The organism is Acinetobacter sp. YH16032 (genome assembly GCF_013417345.1).
Taxonomy (GTDB): domain Bacteria; phylum Pseudomonadota; class Gammaproteobacteria; order Pseudomonadales; family Moraxellaceae; genus Acinetobacter.
In genome coordinates, this window is record NZ_VPEE01000001.1 from 271,514 (window position 1) to 288,985 (window position 17,472).

Below are 17,472 nucleotides of genomic sequence, written 5' to 3' on the forward strand. Positions count from 1 at the left end.
GATGAAGGTCACATAATTTAATATAGCAAGGCTAAGAGTGAAAATGAGACCAAACCATATCAGCTTGATCTCAATACTCACATTATACGAAATACTCAGTTGAAATATCGCTCACTTCAAGAAGGTCTAATGAGTCTGACTCCAAAGCCAAGCATAGCGCTACTACCTTTAAAGTGTCCGAAATTTTTGAAGCATCTTTTAACGCAATACCAGATTTCAGTTCATTAAGACGCTCAGTTGAAATATCTAATGCAAGTGCAGTTTCACTTGCATCTTGAGTGTCTAGGAATTGATTGATTGCATTTTTTAAATCTATTTCAGATGCATTCAGAATGCTCATTTGAAGCTGCTCTGTAATTTGATCTGAATCTTGATTAAGTGCATGGGGGAAAGTTTGAGCAAAATTTTGCTCTAAGACATCGATCATTTTAAACATGATTGAACCTTTAGGAGATATGGCAAAATGCCGAAATGAATAAGATTAAAATAGTCTAAATATTAGCCGAATTCAAAAGAATAACGATGACTGTATGGTTTTTAAATCATGTCATTAAGGCAAAAAAAATTGTCATGGGTGATTTATTTTTATATAAAATAAATATTAAATTATATCTATTTTGAATTATTTATACCAATTGGTCACTGAATAAATTGAATCCGTATTGGAGGAAGATTACCCTAAAGCCAACCTAAAACTAAAAAAAGGATAATGAGATTTATGAATATTCAAGGAAAAGTGATTGTTGTTACAGGTGGCGCTTCTGGGTTAGGTGCGGCGACAGCAGCTTATCTTCAACAGCAGGGTGCTCGAGTCGTAATTGTTGATATGAATGCATCTTTGGACGAGCAGAAGGGTCAAGAAATTGGTGCAGAATTTATTCAACTAGATGTAACTGATGAAAAAGCAGTTGAATCATTCTTTGCACACATACAAGAAAAATATGGACAATTAAATGGTTTAATCAACTGTGCTGGTATTGCACCATCAGCTAAAGTGCTTGGTCGTGATGGCCTGCATGCCTTAGATATGTTCCAAACAGTGCTGAATATCAACGTCAGTGGAACCTTTAATATGTTGCGATATGCTGCGCAATTAATGTCACAGTATACGCTTTCGGGGGAAGAGGAAGAACGTGGTGTCATTGTGAACACGGCTTCAGTTGCTGCTTTTGATGGTCAAATTGGTCAAGCTGCATATTCTGCATCCAAGGGCGCTGTTGTTGGTATGACTTTACCATTGGCGCGTGAGTTAGCACGTGAAAAGATCCGTGTTATGACTATTGCGCCAGGAATCATGGAAACCCCGATGCTCAAAGGTCTTCCGCAAAATGTGCAGGATGCATTGGGACAGATGGTTCCATTCCCACCACGTTTAGCCAAACCTGAAGAATTTGCGAAACTGGTTGGACATATCTTTGAAAATTCGTATTTAAATGGTGAAGTGATTCGATTGGATGGCGCAATTCGTATGGCGCCAAAATAATATATGAAAATCAGTTTAGTCTTCACTCAAATAGACGACTAAACTGATCTCAGATGTTTTATGGTGAAATCGCCGGACGAGCTACATTACGATACTTCTCAAGTAATGCATCAAGGCGGGCTACGGTTTCAATATCCGCCAAACCATCATATTTTTCAGGATAAAAATGCATTTGGAATGCGGATACAATATTTTGAGTGACTTGATCATATTGACCAGTGACAGGAATGTTATAACCGTATAATGCCAATTTGCTTTGTAACGAAGCAATATCATTCTTCCAAGGATGATAGGTACGATAATAATTTACAGTGTCGTTATCGTACCAAGCACCAATGTTGTAGTCTTCATATAAACGTTTCCAAGGAAATAGCGGACCTGGATCGAATTTACGACCTGGAGAAATATCACTGTGCCCCAAAATTCGGTCGGGTCTGATCTCGTATTTTTTAGTAATTTTTAAAATAATATCCGCAAGGACTTCGATTTGTTGTTTTGATGAAAATGGATACCATCGACGTTGCATCAAAGGGAGTTGTTCATCATCTGCAGGGAAACCGAGATTTTCAATTTCAATTCCGATACTCGAGGCATTCAAACTACTGTTGGTCTGCCAAGAACTCGCGCCAGCATGCCAAGCTCTTTTATCATCAGGCACAAGACGGTACACAGTAAATTTACCATTGGTTGGTAATTCGGGTACAAAATAGTGACTACTGGCAGGGAAATTAGGATCTTTAAACAAAGCTAGAGTTTCGTCTTTAGATACTGCTGTGTAGTGCAGAATCAAGAACATTTGCCGATTGTCTTGATTCGGTGAAGTGTTCTCTTCGTCCAGATCATAAAGCGTGCTTTCTATATATTCTGGTTGGGTATCCGAACCTTGATTGACGTATGTAATGTTGGTGATCTTTTCATCTTTACATGCCGTCAGGAATAAACTCGACATTAATAATGTAGCGAGTGCTAAAATTTTTTTATTCATAAGTATAACTGTCATTTATTGGATTTAGATGTTTTTAAAATCAATTGCTAGTGAAGCAATTATTGAGATTATGTTTATTGATATTAAAAAATAAAATAATAAAAATTAAACAAACCTATTCGAATTGTAACAATAAGGTACAGATCTTCTAGGGTAAAAATTATCTTCAGAATTGTATGAATAGACTGCTTATTTATTCGGTATCATAGGCTTATACAAGCATGTAATCAGGGTGTTTAGGTGAGTGATAGCATTGAACTGAGTGATGTTGAGCTACAGTTGTACGCAAGACAAATATTACTAGAGGATTGGGATATTGATGCACAAGAAAGATTAAAACTGTCCAATGTGCTTATTATTGGTTGTGGTGGGATAGGGTGTTTGACTGCAGAGTTGTTGGCAAGAGCAGGTGTAGGTAAGTTGACACTCATCGATGCTGATACTGTAGAAATCAGTAATTTACAGCGACAAATTGCTTTTGATCATCATGATGTGGGTTTTTACAAAGCTGAAGTTTTATCCAAGAAAATTTCTCAAATTAATCCTTATATTAAGATTGAATACATCACTTCAAAAATTGATTTTAATAATGCTGCCGCACTGATTACACAGCAAGATCTTGTGTTAGATGGTTGTGATAATTTTGAAACCCGTTATTTGGTCAATCAAATGTGTAAGGATGCGAATGTTCCACTCATCAGTGCATCTGCGATTGGTTTGCAGGGTCAGTTATTTATGGTGGATGGTGAATCAGCGTGTTATGAATGTCTTTTTCCAAAACAAGATCATGCAGATGAGAGTTTGAGGTGTGCAGATTCAGGAGTTTTAGCAACAACTCCTAACGTGATGGCAAGTATGCAAGCACATCATGCGCTATTATATCTGGGGTTAAATTTAACACCATTAAAACAGAAGATCCTTCTATGGAATGGATTGAACATGCAACAGCGAATTTTGAATTTTGACAAGGATAAAGAATGTCAAATCTGTCACAGCAGTCAATCCGCAAAGACAATTTAATTTGCTACACTCAACATATCGAAATTTAATATCGACATTATGAAAAATAATATTTGGTTAGATGGTTTACGCTCAGTGGCCCGTGTAGGTGAAACTGCGGTCATTGCTGCGCGAGCAGGGATTAAATACGCGACAGAAAAACCGAGTAATGCGAAATTAATGCGCGAAACTTTCGAGTCGCTTGGTTCAACTTATATTAAGTTGGGACAGTTTATTGCCAGTACGCCTTCATTATTTCCACGTGAATATGTTGAAGAGTTTCAAGGATGTTTAGATCAGACACCTAAACTTCCATTTAGCTATATTGAAAGTGTTTTGAATGCTGAATTTGAGGGTCGCGATTTAGGTGAAATTTTCGCATCTATTGATGAAACGCCATTAGCTTCTGCTTCGATCGCACAAGTGCATGCTGCTAAATTGGTGAGCGGCGAAGATGTCGTGATCAAAGTCCAAAAACCTGGTGTTGAAACCATCCTTTATACGGATTTAAATGTCCTACATTGGGCGACCAAGATTCTAGAGAAGGCAGTTCCTAAAGTAAAATTTGCTTCACTTGCGGATATTGTTGAAGAAATCAAAACACGTATGGTTCGTGAAGTTGATTTTATTGAAGAAGCAAAAAATATTGATGATTTTGTTAATTATCTGCACATTACTCAAAATACCAAAGCGACTGCACCAAAGGTATATCATCAATATTCAACACGCCGTGTCCTGACAATGCAGCGTCTGTATGGCGTGCCGTTGACGGATTTTGATGTGGTTCGTCAAGTTTCCAAAGACCCATCACAGGTTTTGATTACTGCCATGAACACATGGTTTGGTAGTTTGATGATGTGTGAAAGTTTCCATGCAGATTTACATGCAGGCAACCTCATGCTTTTGGATGATGGTCGCATTGGATTCATTGATTTTGGTATTGTGGGACAATTAAAGCCTGAAGTATGGACTGCATGTATTGCTTTCATGGATGCATTGCAAAATACCAATTATCCATTGATGGCAGAAAATATGCTGAAAATGGGCATGACCAATACGCAAATTGATACAACAGTTTTGGCAAACGATTTAGAACGATTATTCAGTGGCGTGCTCACCGCTGATCCTCAGCAAATTCTGTCATCTAATCCAGCCGACTTAAATGACATCATGATGGATATGGTGGCTGTAGGTGAGCGTCATGGCATCCGTTTCCCACGGGATTTCGCATTGCTGTTTAAACAAATGCTTTATTTTGATCGTTTTATGAGAATTCTTGCGCCGTACACTGATATTTATGCAGATCAGCGCTTACAAATGGTACAAACAATCGATCCTAATCTTTTGTTGAAACATTAAATCTTAAACAAGTGTTAAAATATAAAAGCAAATCCTCAATAGAAGAGGATTTGCTTTTATCGCCTCCCGTCAAGTGTGCTATCACTGTTTGATAGTTTACGAAAAGGTCATGATTGAAGATGGATTCCATATTAATTGAAGGGTTGAAAGTTGAAACAGTCATCGGATGTTTTGACTGGGAACGGCAAATCATTCAACCATTATTGCTTGATCTTCATATTGCGACTGATTTAGAGCAGGCATCAAATTCAGATCTTCTCGCTGATACTTTAAATTATGCTGAAATTTGTGAAATCGCGACTCAGACGATTCAAAAAGCTCAACCTGAATTAATTGAATTTGCTGCAAAAATTGTCCTCAAAGCTTTGTTTGACCAATATCCAGCAATTGAGTCTATTCAAATTACTGTGCGTAAGCCTGCCATTATTCCACAAGCCAATTCAGTAGGAATTCGTCTTGAAAGACACCGTAATGATTTACGCGCTAGCATTGGCGAGTAATAGCCAACCGCATAATCATCTGGTGAATGCATTAAAACAAATTGCGTCATTAGGTTGTATTACGCGTTCTCCCATCTATGTCATACCTTGTCGAGATGGTGTTGGACAAGATTATTGGAATGCTGCATGTTTATTAGAATCAAAGCAGCAAGTCAATGAAATTACCAATCTTTTAAAAGCGCTGGAAAAAGCTTCTGGTCGAGTCCGTCCGTCACATGATATTTCTTTGGATGTAGATCTCATTGCATGGGGAAATACGCTCCAAAATATGCAATTTAATCCAAAAAAAATGCCATTAGCCTTAGATGTTAAAATTCCAATGTTTGATATTTGGGAAAATCCATTATTTGAGCATGAAGCGCATCATTTTCCTCAAGTGTCACTAGATGGTTCATTTTCTAAAATAGGATGAGTTTCGCCGAATAGTCCATCGGTAGCATTGATCAAATATGTCTTTGATACGGAAATAGGCTGTGATGTAACAATAATCAGCTTCTTTTAAATGGACTAATTTTTATAATACGCCACTTCAAAATAAATAAGCTCCATATCAAGAAGATGTATAAAATTATTGTGTTAAGCGCAATTTTGGCGTTCCTCTCAGGTTGTGCAACGCTTTCCCCTCAAGAGTGTCGAACTGCTCAATGGTCGGAAATAGGTGAAAAAGATGGAAGCAGTGGTTATTCGAATCGCATTGTTAAACATCAAAAAGCCTGTTCAAAAGTGAATATTGAACCTGATCACAAGTTATATGAAAAAGGTTACCAACTTGGGCTTCGTTCATATTGTCAACCCGAAGTTATTTTCGATGGAGCTTTGGATGGAAGAGGTGGGTATAGGGTTTGTCCATCAGAGTTACATGCCCAATTAGCACCCTTTTATAATGTGGCCGATCAGTACTATCGTTCCAAGAAAGACAAAGATGATAAAGATACAGAAATTGAAACATATCGAGACTATTTGCTGGATGACAAAATCACCAAAGAAAAGCGGGAAGAGTATCTTAAGAAAATAAAGTCCTTAAAGCAGGATAAATTGCGGTTAGATTTGAATTTCAATCATGCTGAGCGTGAATTAAATAAGTTTAGACGATTCCATCATCTATAAAAAATGCGGCCCATGAGCCGCGTTTTTTTTAAATATAATAACTTGTTTTGGTCATGAGTTTGGATATACCCGTCATTGCGATTTTGACCGCAGCTGGTAATTCCACACCACCTGCATTTAGTGCAGTATCTCGATGCTGAAGTTCATCATGATTCATCTGTGTCAAAATTTGACGAGAGCGGGCATCATGTGGTGGGAGTTGATCGAGATGGTGTTGCAGATGCAGACTCACTTGACGTTCAGTTTCTGCAACGAAGCCTAAACTGTATTTGTCACCAGCAATACCTGCAATCGCACCCATACCAAAAGAAAGACCATACCATACAGGATTAAGTAGACTTGTATGACTATCTAACTCTTTTAAACGATCTTCACACCATGCTAAATGATCTTGTTCTTCAATCGCGGCATGCTCCATTTCACGACGAACATTAGGCAACTTAGCTGTCAATGCTTGACCGTGATAAAGCGCTTGAGCACAGACTTCACCACTGTGATTAACACGCATGAGTCCAGCAACATGCCTGGCTTCACTCACTGCGAGATGAGTCTCTGCTTGACTTGCTGGATTTTCACGTTGTGAGGTGGTGGTGCCTGGAACCAAACTACGCAGTGCTTGATCAAATGAGTGGATAAATTTATCTAGACCTGTGTAGTGACGCATAACCTTAATCCTCTAAATCAATTTGAGCATTTTTTAACATTGGTTTTAAGCGTGTTAATAACCAAATCGTGTACAGAGCACTCAATATCGCTGTAATACTGAATAGAATCTTAATATCAATACTTAAGATACTTAAAATAATAATGGAGAATATAGCAGAAGACACCATGAATACTGCATTCATAATGTTATTAGCAGCCACTACGCGAGCACGATGTGAACACGGTGAATAGGCTTGCATCATGGCATACAGCGGAACAATATAAAAACCACCACTGATCCCCAATAAAGTAACTGCAATCATCACATGATAATAAATCATACCAGAATTAAACATGTCTGATATGCCAATAAAATCGCCAGTCCTTTCAGGAACAAAGGCTAAACTTCCTGCTAAATAGAAGGCGAAAACGGTTAAGCCTACTGCACCAATAGGCACCATTTTAATATTGACCTCTGAGCCACCAATTTTTCGGCATAGCAATGAACCTACACCAATACCCACAGAAAAAAAGGTAAGGAGGAGGCTGACCACATTTTCATTGGCGTGCAGATTTTGCTGAGTCATTTGAGGAATTTGAGTTAAATAAGTCGCGCCGTAAAACCAATACCAAGAATTACCCAATAAAATGGTAAAGATGAGGGGTAAACTTTTTGCATAACGTATGGTTTGAAAACTGGTTCGAAAGAAATTCCAATCGACATTGATATGATTTTCACGGACTTTTTGTTTGAGAATGAAGCGACTACAAATATAACCAAGTATCGCGATGGTCACGACCGTCAGGCTGATCCAAACTAAGTTGCCTTCAGAGTTTGAAATCACTACACCACCCAAGATCATCCCCATCAATATTGCAATGGAAGTACCTGATTGAAATAAAGCATTACCCGACATCAATTCATTCGGTTTTAATATTTCAGGGAGAATGGCGTATTTAATCGGTCCGAAGAAGGTACTGTGTGTACCCATGAGGAACAATGCAAATAACAATAGCCATAAATTGCCGAGTAAAAATCCAGCAGTACCAATCAGCATAATCAAGATTTCAAGCAATTTGATATTACGAATCAAGAAAGAGCGTTCGTATTTGTCTGCAATTTGTCCTGCAGTCGCTGAAAAAATGAAGTAAGGTAGAATAAAGAGAAGTGCAGCTAGATTATTCAGTGTGCTTACGCTTGCGGTCTGTTGTTGAATCCAACCATAGGTAATGACAAGCAATAAGGATTGTTTAAAGACATTATCGTTTAAGGCTCCAAAAAATTGAGTCAAAAACATAGGTAAAAAACGGCGCGAACTCAGTAGATGCTCTTGTTTTTGCATGACAATTCAGCTTTTTTAAAAATTATTAAGAAATGTGATGATTTAGTAACAATATCGGAAAATCATGTATCATATTTTCATCCTAAAAATTTTGAAAATACTAGAAATTTGATTCAGTTAGCTTGAGTGAAAAATCCGTATTTTCTATTTAAAATATAAAGTATTCAGAGCGCAGTATGCCATCGAAAACACAATTTAAAAAATCATTACTTTCCCAATGTGTACAGCACACATGGATATCAAATGATATCAATAAATGGTTATATGCAAGTGTTTTTTTAGGTGTGCTTTCTTCACCTGTGTTATTTGCAGCTGACACAGTGGTATCAAGTCAGGAGCTTGAGCCTGCGACATCCGTACAAGCCATCGAAAATAATAAACAAAAAATTGAAAACGTTGCGCAGCAACAGGGATTGTCAAAAGAGAAAATTGAAAGTATTGATCAAAAAATAGATCAGTTGAGTGGGCAAGATGATTTTAATAGTTATGAAATGCTTCAGCAGCAAGAGCAATTGAGTCCACAAGAGCAATTCAAGCCGATAGAATTTGATGATTTGGAATTGCTGCCTGAAGAAAGTGTGGACCCTCGACTTGCCAATGAAATTTTATCAGTCGCTGAAGAAGCCAAGCAGCAAGCGCAAAATTTCAGATCGGGTTTGACGACGACTCCAGCAATTCAAGTACAAGATTTACCTGCGAATGACATTTCAGAGGCTGAGTTAACAAAAGAGCCAGTCAACATTGATCAGTTGATGCAAAATATTCAGTCAGATCGTCAGATTGATGTATCTGAAAATGTGGAAGGACGTTCATTATCCGTTCAAACCCAAGAACCTGAAAATAAAGAACCAGAAAGAGTAAATGTGTTTAAACGCATTTTCTACAAAATACGTCCTCCACGTCTTAATCAGCCCGCTGCTGTGCCACGTATTACCGCAGATGTTACGGGTGCACCTAAACCACTAGCTGACAATATCAAAGCAAAGTTATCTTCATTCACTGTTGAGTCATTTTCAGATTTCAATGCTGCCGTCCCGCAACTCCGTAATATGACTGTCCAAGCTGCACAAGCCGTAGGTTATTACGATGCTGAATTTAAGTTTGAAAAAGTCAGTGATAACCGAGTAAGTGTCAATGTCACACCTCATAATCCAGTAGTGGTGCGAGAACAAAATATTGAATTTACTGGGCCTGGGCAGAATCTTGCTCAATTGCAAGTGATTCGAGTGCTTCCTGATTTGGAGGTGGGTGATATTTTCGATCATGGTAAATATGAAGCGACAAAAGCTCGAATCATTGAAGCGGCGAATAACAATGGTTTCTTTGATTATTATTGGCGAATGCACGATGTCATGTTGGCCCGCCCTCAAAATCAAGCAGATATAAATTTGAAGATGGAAACAGGTGAACGTTATAAGCTGGATGATGTGCAGTTTAGAATGAGTGATCCATCAAAAAAATTACCGATTCGTGAAGATATTTTAAGAACATTAGCTCCTTGGCAAGAAGGTGCAGACTTTACCGCATGGCGTGTAAATGTATTAGCCAACAACTTAACCAATTCACGTTATTTTAACTATAGCCTCGTTGACGCTGTTAAACCTGATCCAATTATTAAGCCGCTTGAACTCGCACCTGATTTGCAGGCTTTAGTGGATGAGCAAAAAATTGATCGAAGTTTATTAACAGGTCAAGAAAAGGCTGAACAACAAGCAAGTTCATCAGAAGAAGTCACGCAGAATGTAGCAGATGAAACTCAATTTGCGGGTGGAAATGAACGTCGTACTTTGCAAGAGCGTAATGATGCTGATAATCAAGCGCAAGCCAAGCAGGAAGAAACTGAGCGTTTACAAGCCTTAGCACGTGAAGAGAAAAAAATCCCTGTCATCGTGACATTGAATGCGGATAAATTAAATAGTGTTGAAGCGGGTATTGGTTATGGTACTGATACAGGTGTGCGCTTACGAAGTCAGTACCGCCGTTCTATTGTGAATGATCGTGGTCATTCGTTTGATGCAAACTTAGAGTTGTCACAAGTCAGACAATCAATTGATGGTCGTTATAATATTCCATATAAACACCCATTAAATGATTATGTCAGTCTAGTTGGTGGTTACGAGCGTGAAGATCGTGATGAAATTGGGAATGGATTAAATCTCATCGTGGAATCCGCTGTTGCCGGAGCTGACAGAATTATTAAAGGTGCGCGTCGTGATTGGCAGCATATTTTTGGTGTGCGTTATCGTCTAGATCGTATGACGATTGAAGGTGATATTCCTGAGACACTTGACCCAGATACCAATTGGGATGAAATCCCAGAGTTTGTCGTTGCAACGGGTAATGATGAGCAGCAATCTTTATTACTTGGTTATGAAGCCACTAAAGTCACCAGTGATAATCGATTGAATCCGACTAAAGGATTTAAACAAAACTACAAAATCCAATTGGGGAGTGAGAGCCTGCTATCCGATGCTGATATGGCGATTGTAAATGCGAACTGGAAATTTTTATATTCATTAGGCAGTAACAATGATCATCAATTCATTGGTGGGGCAAACCTCGGTTATATCATCACTGAAGATTTTCAAAAAGTGCCCTATAACTTGAGATTCTTTGAAGGGGGTGACCAAAGTCTACGAGGCTTTGACTATAAGAGCTTGTCCCCTGTGGAATTTGGATATAAAGTCGGAGGTCAAGCGCGTGCGATTGGGACTTTAGAGTACAATTACCAATTTAAAGAAGGTTGGCGCGCAGCGTTATTTAGTGATTTTGGTAATGCTTATGATGAAAAATTTACCAATGATACTGAATATAGCATAGGAGCAGGAATCCGCTGGAACTCTCCAATTGGTCCAATTCGTCTAGATGTGGCATCGGGGATATCTGATCCTGGTAAACCGATTCGTCTACATTTCTTTATCGGGCCGCAACTTTAATATTTAAGATAATAAAAGTACTCAAACATTTTTTGGAATAAGTATGGCTGAAGACATCGAGCAGCAACCTGAGCAACAACCTGATCAAAACGTGACGCCACAGCGAAGTTTATTACGCCGTGTATTGCTGATCATTTTATTTATTCTGATCTTTTTTGTGGCTTCGCTTGCCGTAATGTTTTCAACAGACAAAGGCAGTAAATTCTTACTTGACCGTGCTTTGTCCACTCAACAGATTATTCAGTATGAATATGAAGGTGGAAATTTACTTCAAGGCATTATTCTAAAAAATGTATTGGTGACGCTGAAATCAGTTGATGTGAAAATTGATAGAGCTGATGTCACTTTGGGTTGGCGTGCCATATTAGATAAAGAAATTCATTTGAATCGTGCCGATGTCCGAAATTTGCGTGTCATTAACAAGTCACCGCCAAGTGATGAGCCATTTAAGTTTAGTGAAATTAAACTCCCTTTTGTTTTACGTGTTGATCATGCCGATATCGATCAATTGGTGATCCAAACTTCAAGTTCTAACGTGCAATTTAATGACATTATCCTAAACGAAGCACTATGGTCAGGTACTGAGCTTAAGTTTGAAGACTCGCAGTTTGATATGGGTTATTTGTCTGTAAAAAATGCAACAGGTCAGATGGATTTTAAAGGTAAATATCCGTTAGATGCGCAAGCAGTTGTAAGACTCCCATCTTTAAAGTCGATCAACGTTGAGGATATTTATCTCCATGCAAAAGGCTCTTTAGATACCATTCAAGCGGGCATTGCCACGCGTACCCCTGATTTATTAACAGGTTGGGCAGTGGTACATCCAGTTCGAAAAAATGTACCAATGCAGGGTGCTTTAAACTTTAAAGATTATCACTGGCCTTTAATGCTAGAGCAGGAGCTTTTATCTAAACAAGGTGTTGCTAAGTTTTCTGGAGATATCCAACGTTTGAATTTGGATATTAACACCGATATTTCTGGTAAAAATATTCCTCAAGGACAATATACTGCGCTTGCGCATACAGATCTCGTCAATCAATTGAATATTTCAAACCTGAATGGTCAATTGATGAACGGGGCGCTGAATCTTGTGGGTGTCGTCGGGTGGAAGGATAAAGTCACTTGGGATGTGCAAGGTCGCTTAGATAAAATCAATCCAAAAGATAAAGTGATTCCACAAGTGGTGCAAGATTTTCTGCCAGAACGTTTGGATGCCAAAATCGCTTCAGCAGGTTCGTTAGAGAAGGGATTAGCTCTCACAGCACTTATTGATTTCGACCAATATGAAACATGGAATTTAAATCTTAATCAAGCTGAACAAAAAAATAATAAACCGAATCCAATGTTGCTAGATGTCGCTTGGAAAAATATTGATCGTGCTGTTCCGTACATTGGTTGGTTGAGTAGTGAGTCTGGGGATGTAAAACTTGCTTTAGTTGAAGGTCAACAAAATATTCATGTGGCAACCGTAGTTGGTGCAAATGAAAAAGGAACTTTACCAGCTGGAAAATACAATGCCCAATTAGACCTTAAAGGGAATGATCTTCATGTTCCTTCATTTATCTATCAAGCAGATGGAAAAGGATCTTTACAAGCAAATGCCAAGGTTGAATTACCATCTGATCAAAGACAGTTGAAATGGAATGCGGTGCTTAATGCAAAAGACTTTAATCCGCAAACCATCACTGCTGCTGCTCCTGTAAATTTATTAAATGGACAAATTCAAGCGAGTGGCTTTGCTCGACCTAACCAGCAAATTATTCAGTTAAATCAGATCAATGTTTCAGGTCAACTTGCCAATCAAAATCCACCGGAAACAATTAAGCTGACTGGCTCAAGTACAGCAGCCATTCTTCTACATGATGAAAAGTCGGGTGGTGGTTTTAAAGGCTTCGCAGTAAATTATGATGGTGCATTACATGCAAGCCAACTGTCACAAGGGGATGGTCAGCTTAAAATACGTGTAGCAGGCACACCTCAGCGCATCAATATTTCCGAATTTAAACATCAGGGTGCTGCGGGTCAGATCAATGCCAATGGTTTAGTCAATTTAGCCAATGGAATCGGATGGGACATTAATGCTTCTTTAATACGCTTTAAGCCTCATTATTTTGTTTCAAGTGTTAAAGGTGAAATTTCAGGTAATGTCAAAACGGATGGTGTTTGGTCAGATCGTTTGAAAAAAATTAATATTGATCGACTCAACCTCGCTGGCATGATCAATAAAAAACCGCTGAGAGCAAAAGGTAATCTTGCTGTTATTCTTAATTCGAATCAGACAGGTTTCTTGCCACAACAGTTTGAAGCCAATAATTTGTATTTTGTGTATGCGCAGAATCAGATTCAAGCCGAAGGGAATGCTCAGAATCTTCGCGTTAAAATTGACGCACCTGCATTATTTGAGCTTTATCCTGGTTTACGTGGTCGTGCGCAAGGTTTTGTTAATGTGCAGTCTCAACCGAGATTGTCCGCAACTGCGAATGTAAAGGTGAATAACTTTGGTTTCAATGATCTTGTCAGTATCAAATCACTCAACATCCAAGGGGAATTACCAACTTCAGACACAGTGCCTACTGCATTAACTGCAAGAATGGACAGTTTAAGAAGTGGCAATCGTGAGATTCAAAACGCTGAAGTCTCAATTGCTGGCACGCGAAAAGCACATTTATTGAAAGTCCAAGCCTCGAACAAGCTGTCTAAATTTTATGTTCAACTGGCAGGTGGATTTAATCCTGCGAATGATTGGTTAGGTCAAATTCAAAAAGGTGACTTTGACTCTGCACGCGCGCATTTGAAACAGGCCCAATCTGCCCCTGTGATTTATAATACTGCGAAAACAGAATTATTTGTGGGCGCTCATTGCTGGACCAGTAATCAAAGCCAGCTTTGCTTTGATCAGCCCTTACGTGTGAGTAAGACCAAAGGTAGCGCCTCATTTGTGAGTCGGAATTTAGATCTTGGTGACTTTGCCGCATTTATGCCTGAAGGTTTCGCAATTACGGGTAAATTGGATGGTTATGCTAAAGCGTCTTGGGGGCAAGGCATTCAACCAAAAATCGATGCCAAACTTGTTACGCGTAATGGTGTTGTCGGTCTAGCAGCTGCCGATCCAGATGATATCAGCACCACGATGAACTACGATGAAGTAAGTCTTATTGCACGAAGTATTCGTGAAGGATTATTACTTCGTGCTGATTTGAAAGCTCCGAATATTGGGACTGGATATGCAAATGTTGTGGTGAATCCATTTGTTGATTCGAAACCAATGCGTGGTGAAGTTGCTCTGAGTCAAGTACAACTGAAAATTTTAAAACCATTCATTGCGGATGTGCGTAAAATCGATGGTAATTTATCCCTTGCGGGTAAAATCAGTGGGACATTGACTCAACCGTTATTTAACGGCGAAATGCGACTTAAAAATGGTTCAATCAGCATGATTTCGTTACCTGTTAATCTCACGAATATTCAGCTGTATTCATCTATTCGTCAAAACCAAGCGACGATCGATGGCGCTTTCAATAGTGGTCGAGGTGTGGGTAAGTTAACGGGTGATATCGATTGGAAAAATGATCCTAGAATTCGTTTAAAACTCAAAGGTGATAATTTATTTATTCGCCAAGCACCATTAATCACAGCTGTTGTGAACACTGAAATGGATTTAGATGCACGTCCTGTCAGTAAGCAGTTAACTTTGAATGGTAAAGTTGAAGTTCCACGTGCGCTGATTTCAATGCCAGAATCGAGCGCATCCGTAGTGCCTTTATCCGCCGATGTTCGAGTGGTACGTGAAGGTGATAATCAACTCGCGGTACTTAAGGCTGCAAAGCCATGGGATATCCGCGCTGACTTAGAATTAAATTTAGGAAACCAAGTGATTTTCCAAGGCTTTAATAGTCGTATTCCATTGCTTGGGCGAATTTACTTAACGCAACGCGGTTTAGAAACTGCCATGCGTGCCAATGGTGCGATTGGTGTAAGTAAGCGCGTTACTATTGAAGCTTATGGGCAGTCTTTAGAACTAAGTCGTGCAATTGCGCGTTTCAATGGTGCATTGTCTAACCCAACCCTTGAGGTTGAAGCAAGTAAACTCATTTCAGGCAGTACAGTTGGTGTGCGTGTTACTGGAACCGCAAGTAGTCCAAATATCCAAGTATTTAATGATGCGGGATTATCTGAACAAGAGGCGATGAATGCCTTGATTACAGGTCGAATCAATGAAGGTTCTAGTAGCTTGAGTCAAGCAGAAGGCTTTAAATCAGATGTGAACAATACCATTGCTGCAGCGGGGATTAGTTTAGGGCTTGGTGGTACACGTGCTTTAACCAATCAAATTGGACAGACATTTGGGTTAAGTGGTCTTGCTCTTGATGCGCAAGGAACAGGCGATGATACTCAAGTGAGTGTGACAGGTTATCTGACCCCTGATTTATATATCCGTTATGGTGTTGGTGTCTTTACGCCAGTCAATAAATTGACGCTACGATATCAGATGAACCAAAGACTCTATCTGGAAGCAAGTCAGTCTTTAGAAAAAGCCATTGATATTTTCTACAATTGGCGATTCTAAAAGGTAAAAGGGCTTCAATCGAAGCCCTTTTTAATTCAATGTATAAACCGAAATTAAATTTAAGCCCTATTGTTAAAATGCTAGACTTAAAATTTATCGGACAAGAAAGAATTAAAAAATGAAAACAATTGCAATATTCATCGCGATGATAGCGGCAACACTCATGGCGGGCTGTCAAACCACTCAAACTGAGCAACTTACTCCAAAAATTGGAATGGCTAATCCTGCAAGCAAATTTTGTGTTCAACAAGGTGGAAAATTAGAAATACGCGATGAGGCAAATGGTCAAGTGGGTTATTGCCAGTTGCCAGATGGCGTTGTAGTAGAAGAATGGGAGTTATTTAGACATCATCAAAATATTTGCAAGCCTGAAGAAGCGAAAAAAATAGTCGGTATGCATAATCTTGATGATCAACAGATTTTGAATAAAACCAAAGCCAAAATTATTCGCCGGGTCGGACCAAATGATCTGGTTACTATGGATTATCGAAATGATCGTATTACAGTAACCGTGGATGATCAGAATAAAATTATTCGTTCAAGCTGCGGTTAATGAACGAGAAATGTCATTACACGATTTCCTATTCGGTTTAACTCGATTATCATAGCCGCAACAGGAGAGATGTATGAACAAATTCGTGATTCTGGGTGCTGTACTTGGTTCAGCCGTTTTGCTCAGTGCTTGTGAAGAAAAAAAGCCACTAACCCCTGAAGAAGTCTGGCATGGTTACTGTACCAGTATTGGTAATGCTGCACGCTCTATTTTGCTAGATCGTCAAAATGGTATCGAGAAAACTGCGGCGGTCGAACATGCTTCTAAACTGACCGATCCGACGACGAAGAAATTCGTAGATGCTCAAATTGAGAAGGTCTATGCTTATCCTGCGAATCAATTAGAATTGGATCGTGATGCATTAATGGCTAAATTCAAAAAAGAAGCAACGGATGAGTGTTTAGCCACTCCTTACGATAAAGATAATCTGCCTGACTACAAACAGTTTTAAGGCGCCGCAATAAGATCGATCATAAAAAAGAGGGAAGCGTAAGTTTCCCTTTTTTTTTCGAAATTAATTACAAATTTTGATTAGCATTAAAATAGAAAAGCTTATATAAAAATAAGATAAATAAACAAAAGGAGCGGAACAATGGAAGTGGTCGCATACCTGAATAATGCCGATCTTCTGCTTGAAGATGCCAATGGTGTTGCTGTAATTAATGGCAGCCATTATGTCCTAAGTTTAGGGGATCGAGTCTATCTTAAAAATATGATCAATGAACATGCCAAAATTTATGAGGTACACATTAGTTTTGCCTGTGCCGAACACCGCATGTTACATGATGATGAAATTCTGGTCAGATTCGAAGGAACACGAGAAAGTCTGCAACAATATTTAGATCGCACGACTGTCCACTAAGGTTGAATAGTCAAAAAAGGATTTAAAAGGCAACATCTTGTTGCCTTTTATTTATTTCAGATCCGTAAAAGCTTCATGTTAATGTCAGAATTGTTCGATAAAACAACATATTGAACAATGAGTAATCAGAAGA

Annotated in this window: 15 protein-coding genes; 11 read left to right on the top strand and 4 right to left on the bottom strand. The window is 38.8% G+C overall.

Annotation, left to right across the window (positions count from 1 at the left end):
• Positions 1 to 82 precede the first annotated feature (82 nt).
• Complete coding sequence (locus FTV32_RS01305) at positions 83 to 436, bottom strand: hypothetical protein (RefSeq protein ID WP_180027646.1); 354 nt, start codon at positions 434 to 436, stop codon at positions 83 to 85.
• A gap of 282 nt (positions 437 to 718) precedes the next feature.
• Between FTV32_RS01305 and FTV32_RS01310 the strand changes: the two genes are divergently transcribed.
• Positions 719 to 1,483, top strand: a complete 765-nt coding sequence (locus FTV32_RS01310; RefSeq protein ID WP_180027647.1) for a 3-hydroxyacyl-CoA dehydrogenase — start codon at positions 719 to 721, stop codon at positions 1,481 to 1,483.
• A gap of 58 nt (positions 1,484 to 1,541) precedes the next feature.
• Here FTV32_RS01310 and FTV32_RS01315 read toward each other — a convergent pair whose 3' ends face one another.
• Positions 1,542 to 2,468 carry an N-acetylmuramoyl-L-alanine amidase gene (locus FTV32_RS01315; protein WP_180027648.1) on the bottom strand — a complete coding sequence of 309 codons (927 nt, stop codon included), beginning with the start codon at positions 2,466 to 2,468 and terminating at the stop codon, positions 1,542 to 1,544.
• 240 nt (positions 2,469 to 2,708) lie between these two features.
• On the opposite strand from FTV32_RS01315, the gene FTV32_RS01320 reads away from it, so the two are divergent.
• The 5 genes from FTV32_RS01320 (at position 2,709) to FTV32_RS01340 (ending at position 6,433) form a co-directional block, all read left to right on the top strand.
• Entirely contained in the window at positions 2,709 to 3,488 is a 780-nt protein-coding gene (locus FTV32_RS01320; RefSeq protein WP_180027649.1) for a HesA/MoeB/ThiF family protein, read from the top strand.
• A gap of 39 nt (positions 3,489 to 3,527) precedes the next feature.
• On the top strand, positions 3,528 to 4,826 hold the full coding sequence (locus FTV32_RS01325; protein ID WP_035267090.1) for an AarF/ABC1/UbiB kinase family protein: 1,299 nt from the start codon (positions 3,528 to 3,530) through the stop codon (positions 4,824 to 4,826).
• A gap of 119 nt (positions 4,827 to 4,945) precedes the next feature.
• Complete coding sequence (gene folB / locus FTV32_RS01330; protein ID WP_180027650.1) at positions 4,946 to 5,326, top strand: dihydroneopterin aldolase; 381 nt, start codon at positions 4,946 to 4,948, stop codon at positions 5,324 to 5,326.
• Entirely contained in the window at positions 5,283 to 5,738 is a 456-nt protein-coding gene (locus tag FTV32_RS01335; protein WP_373683270.1) for a 2-amino-4-hydroxy-6-hydroxymethyldihydropteridine diphosphokinase, read from the top strand. The genes folB and FTV32_RS01335 overlap by 44 nt, the downstream gene beginning before the upstream one ends.
• A 146-nt stretch (positions 5,739 to 5,884) precedes the next feature.
• Positions 5,885 to 6,433: a DUF2799 domain-containing protein gene (locus tag FTV32_RS01340; protein WP_180027651.1), complete on the top strand. Its 549-nt coding sequence runs from the start codon at positions 5,885 to 5,887 to the stop codon at positions 6,431 to 6,433.
• Positions 6,434 to 6,461: 28 nt separating this feature from the next.
• Here FTV32_RS01340 and coq7 read toward each other — a convergent pair whose 3' ends face one another.
• Positions 6,462 to 7,097 carry a 2-polyprenyl-3-methyl-6-methoxy-1,4-benzoquinone monooxygenase gene (gene coq7, locus FTV32_RS01345; RefSeq protein WP_035267094.1) on the bottom strand — a complete coding sequence of 212 codons (636 nt, stop codon included), beginning with the start codon at positions 7,095 to 7,097 and terminating at the stop codon, positions 6,462 to 6,464.
• Between the two features lie 4 nt (positions 7,098 to 7,101).
• A complete protein-coding gene (locus tag FTV32_RS01350; RefSeq protein WP_179998246.1) occupies positions 7,102 to 8,421 on the bottom strand; it encodes an MFS transporter in 1,320 nt (439 codons plus the stop codon).
• Between the two features lie 176 nt (positions 8,422 to 8,597).
• On the opposite strand from FTV32_RS01350, the gene FTV32_RS01355 reads away from it, so the two are divergent.
• From FTV32_RS01355 to FTV32_RS01375, 5 genes are all read left to right on the top strand, one after another.
• A complete protein-coding gene (locus FTV32_RS01355) occupies positions 8,598 to 11,357 on the top strand; it encodes a BamA/TamA family outer membrane protein (protein ID WP_180027652.1) in 2,760 nt (919 codons plus the stop codon).
• Between the two features lie 43 nt (positions 11,358 to 11,400).
• Positions 11,401 to 15,924 carry a translocation/assembly module TamB domain-containing protein gene (locus FTV32_RS01360; protein WP_180027653.1) on the top strand — a complete coding sequence of 1,508 codons (4,524 nt, stop codon included), beginning with the start codon at positions 11,401 to 11,403 and terminating at the stop codon, positions 15,922 to 15,924.
• A 118-nt stretch (positions 15,925 to 16,042) separates the two neighbouring features.
• Positions 16,043 to 16,477, top strand: coding sequence for an I78 family peptidase inhibitor (locus FTV32_RS01365; protein ID WP_180027654.1), 435 nt, complete (start codon positions 16,043 to 16,045; stop codon positions 16,475 to 16,477).
• A gap of 73 nt (positions 16,478 to 16,550) precedes the next feature.
• Positions 16,551 to 16,928: a hypothetical protein gene (locus tag FTV32_RS01370; protein WP_180027655.1), complete on the top strand. Its 378-nt coding sequence runs from the start codon at positions 16,551 to 16,553 to the stop codon at positions 16,926 to 16,928.
• A gap of 141 nt (positions 16,929 to 17,069) precedes the next feature.
• Positions 17,070 to 17,339 (top strand): hypothetical protein, encoded by a 270-nt coding sequence (locus tag FTV32_RS01375; RefSeq protein ID WP_180027656.1) that lies wholly within the window; start codon positions 17,070 to 17,072, stop codon positions 17,337 to 17,339.
• Positions 17,340 to 17,472: the final 133 nt, after the last annotated feature.